A 5941-nucleotide genomic window follows, 5' to 3' on the forward strand; every position below is an offset into this window, starting at 1 on the left:
GTTCCAGCCGAGAAGAAATCATTTGCAATTCCGTATCTGACGGATTCCCTTGTCTTCTCGTTCATGATGAATATAACTGTTGGCCCTGTTATCTTCCTGTTCAGCACCTTCTCCAGCTTGTCATGATGAACCTCGCCGCCGGGCTCCACACCCTCTGCATACCACATGTCATACTCGCCAAAGCCCTTCTCCCAAAGCGTGTACAACAGATCCTCATGACTCTGATCTGCAAATATAAGAACTCTCTTGTGTGTGTCTATAGTCGGAACAACGTTCTTCTGCTTTCCGCATATATTCAGCATCTTTATCTTCTCAGGACTGACCTTCATCATGTCTGCAAAATAGCCAAGCCAACTGAGCATATCCTTGTTCTCGTACATAACCATAACCCTCCTTTAGTTGTCCGTCCAATCTTTTATATAGCACATTTATTATACTATTTTATCGATCTTCTGTACACCCAAAGAGAGGCAAACAGACACTTTTTTGACTGTCATCAACTTACCACGTTCAGCTTGTGATCTCTATACATATTGTATACGGACTCCGGAAGCTTATCGTCGGTTATGATGGTGAATTCCGGCTGGAGATCACTGAGCTTGAAATCTCCCTTTGTCTCGAATTTCGTGCTGTCCGCCAGCAGAAATACCTCGCTAGCATGGCCTATCAGCATGCACTGATTCTCATAGGTCTCCCTTATAAAATCATGTGCGCCATCCTCGACCGAAAGTGCCGAAGGTACTACAAATGCCTTTGAAAAATACAGTTTCTGCATCGCCTCATGTGTCAGGAAGCCATAAAACAACTTCTCCTTCGGGAGATATTCACCGCCCAGCAGGGTTATCCTGTAATTTCCACATTCCGATAATATGGAGAACACCTCCGAGGAATAGGTTATGACGGATAGTGAGTCAAAATTGCGCGCCTTCAGTGCCATGGCGAACAATGACGCCGTGCTGCCTGAATCTATCGCTATGGTGTCTCCATCCTTCACATACTCAAGCGCTTTCCTGGCTATCTGCTCCTTGAGTTCCATATTGGATGTGCCCCTGACATCCATATCCTCAAACCGGTATCTCTTCTTCACAGAAACCGCACCGCCGTGTACCCTCGTGAGCATGTTGTTATTTTCAAGATCCTCAAGATCACGTCTCACCGTCTCGGTCGACACGCCCAGCAGCTCAACCAGTCTGGCAACAGTAACCGAATGATTAAGATTTACCTGATCCAATATTATCTGTTTACGCTGATCTGCTAACATCTGTCCCCTCCCTTACTTCCTTATAAACTGAGCCCTATGTTTTCTGACCTGCAACATGATTGTATCAAAATAAGCGGTGCCGTGTAAACCTTTATTCCGACATATCCAGTCCATACAGCCTGCAGAGAACCGCAGTATATCCCTCTATACAGTCGAGGATCCTGTCGATCTCCACATGCTCCTGTGCCTGATGCGCCTGACTCATCATCGCACCCGAATATCCTATAGTCGGTATGTTGTATTTGCCGCATATAACGCTTCCGTCGGTTCCAAACTGCCAGTATATCTTCTCAACATCCTGACCAAGCTCCTTAAGCGTCCTGTATGTCAGCTCGACATACTCATTATCCTTGCCGGTCACCCACGCCGGATGCTGCTTTGCCGCCTCCGTCTCATAACCGGTGTAACACGTCCTCTTATTCATTCTCGGATGAACGACAGCTCTGAGCTCAGGATCCTTTTTCTTCTGCTCATCCAGGAATTTCTGAACCCTGCTCACCGTATCCTCTATGGTAATAGGTGGCACATATCTCTGATCCACTGTGATTTCACAATAGTCCGGCACACAGGAATACTTCTGTCCCGGTGTTACCACCACATCAGTGATGACCATGGACGTCTTACCCATCTCATGTACGAGCGGTTCACTGCCAAAGTTATGCATGATCGCATCCATTATAGGGAGCGCTTTCTCAACAGCATTTATGCCCTCCTGCGGAGCGGACGAGTGCGCCACCTTACCGTACACCTCTATGACAAGCTCGATCTTGCCTCGCTGTCCGATGGCAAGATTGCCGTCTGACGGCTCCCCCAGATAGCACAGGTCAACATCAAGGCCGTGCTCCGGAAGAGTGTGCTCCATAAGATAAATCGTTCCGATACTCTCCGCCGGCTCCTCATAGACGACTGTAGCAAATATAAGATTGCCCGATATCTTCGCCCCGGCATCCACCAGCTTTTTGATCTCCATAAATGCAAAGAATTCCGAAGTCAGGCCAGCAAGCATATCGCTTATGCCTCTGCCGTATAACTTTCCATCCTCCACCTTCGGCTCAAATGGCAAATACGGACTCCATGCATCTATGCTTCCCTCAGGCACAACATCCATATGTCCAGTCAGAAGCACGTTTGGACCGTCACCCTCTCCGCGGATGACTCCGACCACGTTGCCGCACTCATCGCGGAAATGCTCAATACCAAGCTCATCCATGGCCTGCATAAACACCTCCGAGGTGGCTTTCTCCTCCCCGGAATATGCCTGTGCGCGTATATTCTTACTGACAAATTCTACCCATGAATCTTCCATATTCTTATAATAATCCTTCATGCTATACATCTCCCTTTCCTGAACCGGTTTCATAATACGATCTGCTGATCATCAACTGATACGGGTACTCTTCTCCCTCGCAACGTCGAGCCAGTAATCCAGCCTTGAATCGAGCCAGAAATGCTGCAGTCTCGCCATCTTCTGTCCATACCAGTTCATGTAATCAAACTCCACGTTGGAGCTGGCCGCCTGATACAGTGCCCAATACGCCCACTTGATATCGCAGGCTATCTTGTTCAGCTTCATTCTAGCAAATGCTCTCTCATCAACCTTGCCTCCGCCGTATATCTTCATCATCTCCACGTCCATATCCTCGGTGAAATAGTTCACAGCAGATATCAGCCCCAGATCCACATAAGGATCATTCATGGACGCATACTCATAATCTATGATCTTCAGATCATTTGTCTCCTCGTTGTACATCAGGTTGTTTGTCCAGAAATCATTGTGGCACGGACACAGCTCCTCACTGCCCGCCAGCGCCTTCTCAATAGCAGAGAGCAGATACTCCATCTTGTCATTAAACGGTGATATATAGCCGCCCTTCTTCGCCCTTGCGTTCATATCCCACGCCTGTTCAAATATGCTCTGCTTCAGGTTCAGCGGCTTTGTCTCGAGATGGTGGAAGTCCCTGATCCTCTCGAATATCGACTGGAATATATCTTTGTCATACACATCGCCAAATGTCACCTGGCGGTAGCCGTCAAGCCACTGGAATATCTCAACACCTGTATCCTCGAAATAATAATAGACTCTTGGGCCTGCCTTGCTCTCGTCCGCGATCACATTTGCCTCGTGGCATACTTCACGGTTTATGTAATCCGTGCCGGCTCCCGGTATCTTGAGGAAGAAATGCTCTCCCTCCACATCCACTTTGAAATTCGGATTCGTTATTCCTCCTGAAACGGGCTTGTAACTGATCTCCTTGTCCTTCCAGTCATCGACCCTTGCGATCGCCTCATCAATTGTTGTCTTGCGCATAAAAAAGCCTCCTCTCCTACTTGCTCTCATCAATCAATGCTTCTCTTCCAACCTCTCCGGTTCTAACCTTCACAACATTTTTCACATCGTATACGAATATCTTGCCATCGCCATAGTTGCCGGAGTACAGCACCTTCTCCGCAGTTTCCACAACCCTGGACACAGGTACAGTGCTGACTATGACCTCGACCTTCACCTTAGGAAGCAGGTTCAGATCCGCATCCGAGCTGCGGTAATATTTGTCATTATTTCCCTTCTGTATACCATATCCGGTCACATCCGTGATCGTAACTCCAGTTACATTTATGTCATTCATGGCGTGAAGCAGTGCGTCAAGCTTATTCTTTCTCGCTATGATGACCACCTTGGATATGTTAAGATTCTCCGCATTTTCTGTGCTGTCAAATGCCTTGCCATCGATCTTAGGCACATTCATCATAGGCGCGCTTATTCCGTCTGAGGACAGCACCTCTGTGTAAGTATTTGAAAATCCGTGCTCACTGATATCCAGTCCATCCATCTCATCCTCAGCCGATACACGAAGGCCGATGGTCTTCTGAACGATCTTGAACAGTAGTGCCGAAGCTGCAAATACATACAGGAACACAACTATTCCGCCAAGAATCTGGATTCCGCACTGGTAGCCACCACCGCCAAGCAGCAGGCCCTTTGTCTTTGTAGCGGTTCCATCTGAGAACAATCCAACCGCTACAGTTCCCCACAGGCCACCGAATCCGTGTGCCGCGATGGCTCCCACAGGATCATCTATCTTTACCACGTTCTCTATGAAATGCATTCCCCCAACTACTATCGCTCCGGCCACGATTCCGACCAACACCGCAAGTGGTGTACTTATAACGTCGGCTCCCGCAGTGATAGAAACCAGGCCTGCCAGAGCGCCGTTGAGTGTCATGGCGATATCTGGCTTCTTCTTCCACGCCCAGCTTATACACATCGCTGTGACTGCTCCAGCCGCAGCGGATAGATTGGTGTTACAGAACACCTTGCCAACTAGTGACACCGTATCTCCTGTCAGTGGCAGAACCGAGCTTCCGTTGAAGCCGAACCAGCCAAACCACAGGATAAATATTCCAAGCACTGACAGCGGCATGCTGTGTCCCGGTATCTTCTTCGACTTTCCGCTTCTTGAATACTTTCCGATACGCGGGCCGAGCATCCACGCTCCTGCAAATGCAGCGGCACCGCCCACCATATGTACAACTGCGGATCCGGCAAGATCATGGAATCCGAGCTGTGCCAGCCAGCCGTCTCCCCATATCCAGTGTCCCGATATAGGATAGATCACCAGACTTATCATCAGACTGTAGATACAATATGCTGCAAATTTAGTTCTCGCCGCCATGGCACCCGACACGATGGTCGCCGCCGTCGCAGCGAATACTGTCTGAAACATCAGGAATGCCCAGAATGGGATCCCGTCAGGAAGCATGCCGCCTCCATATACCGATTCCATTGCCACACCTTTGATCTTACCCAGTACAGCTCCGTCGCCGCCATACATAATTCCGAATCCTATCAACCAGAACGTCACCGAACCGATACAATAGTCAACCAGATTCTTCATGGCGATATTTCCTGCATTTTTTACCCTCGTCATGCCGGTCTCAAGCATCGCAAAGCCCGCCTGCATGAAGAAAATGAGTACCGTTCCTACCATAATCCATATCGTACTGACTGCACTATATTCCATCACGATTCCTCCTTAATCTCTGTTATATCTGTCCTGCCTTGTGACAGCGAACCGTATGTCCCGGTGATACCTCTGTCTCCTCCGGGCGCTCCTTCATGCAACGTTCATCCGCATATATACAGCGTGTACAGAACGGACATCCCGGCATCGGCTTTGCCGGATCAGGTATATCACCTGGCTTAAGGTCTATGTCAAAGCCCGCATCCTCAAGTCCCTTGCTTATACTCGGAGCCGCCTTGAGCAGAACCTTTGTATATGGGTGCTGCGCATTCTTGTATATCTCGCTGCTCGATGCACTCTCGACTATCTCTCCGAAATACATGATCTTTATCTGATCCGCGATCTGTCTCACCACAGCCAGATCGTGGGCGATCAGCAGCATGGACAACTTATATTTGTCCTGCAGATCCATCAGCATATTTATGACCTGTGCCTGCAATGACACGTCCAGTGCCGATATAGGCTCATCGGCAAATATGATCTTCGGTGTGACGACCAGACACCGCGCTATGATTATCCTCTGTCTCTGTCCACCGGATAACTGATGCGGATATCTGTCAAGGAACATCGGTGCCATTCCGACCTGTGAAAGTGTGTCCAGAATGATCTTCTCCCTCTCCTCCTTGTCCTTCACTCCATTCAGGATCAATGGCTCCTCAAG

Annotated in this window: 5 protein-coding genes and 1 pseudogene; all 6 read right to left on the minus strand. The window is 48.8% G+C overall.

The genetic code is table 11. The features are described from left to right. A pseudogene (locus AB5150_RS03385) lies at nt 1-380 on the minus strand (Precorrin-6B methylase 2); the annotation flags it as partial. 116 nt (nt 381-496) lie between these two features. Beyond that, nucleotides 497-1261 carry a DeoR/GlpR family DNA-binding transcription regulator gene (locus AB5150_RS03390; RefSeq protein WP_022216977.1) on the minus strand — a complete coding sequence of 255 codons (765 nt, stop codon included), beginning with the start codon at nt 1259-1261 and terminating at the stop codon, nt 497-499. Between the two features lie 91 nt (nt 1262-1352). After that, nucleotides 1353-2588: a M20 family metallopeptidase gene (locus AB5150_RS03395; protein WP_161171332.1), complete on the minus strand. Its 1236-nt coding sequence runs from the start codon at nt 2586-2588 to the stop codon at nt 1353-1355. A gap of 51 nt (nt 2589-2639) precedes the next feature. Next, the gene (locus tag AB5150_RS03400; RefSeq protein ID WP_368291191.1) at nt 2640-3569 is read right to left on the minus strand and encodes a phosphotransferase; all 930 of its coding nucleotides are present in this window, start codon (nt 3567-3569) and stop codon (nt 2640-2642) included. 16 nt (nt 3570-3585) lie between these two features. Continuing rightward, on the minus strand, nt 3586-5280 hold the full coding sequence (locus tag AB5150_RS03405) for an ammonium transporter (RefSeq protein ID WP_368291192.1): 1695 nt from the start codon (nt 5278-5280) through the stop codon (nt 3586-3588). Between the two features lie 22 nt (nt 5281-5302). Then, a partial coding sequence (locus AB5150_RS03410) for an oligopeptide/dipeptide ABC transporter ATP-binding protein (RefSeq protein WP_368291193.1) occupies nt 5303-5941 on the minus strand: 639 nt, incomplete at its 5' end.

The organism is Coprococcus sp. RTP21281st1_F1_RTP21281_210402 (assembly GCF_040915325.1).
Taxonomy (GTDB): domain Bacteria; phylum Bacillota; class Clostridia; order Lachnospirales; family Lachnospiraceae; genus Coprococcus; species Coprococcus aceti.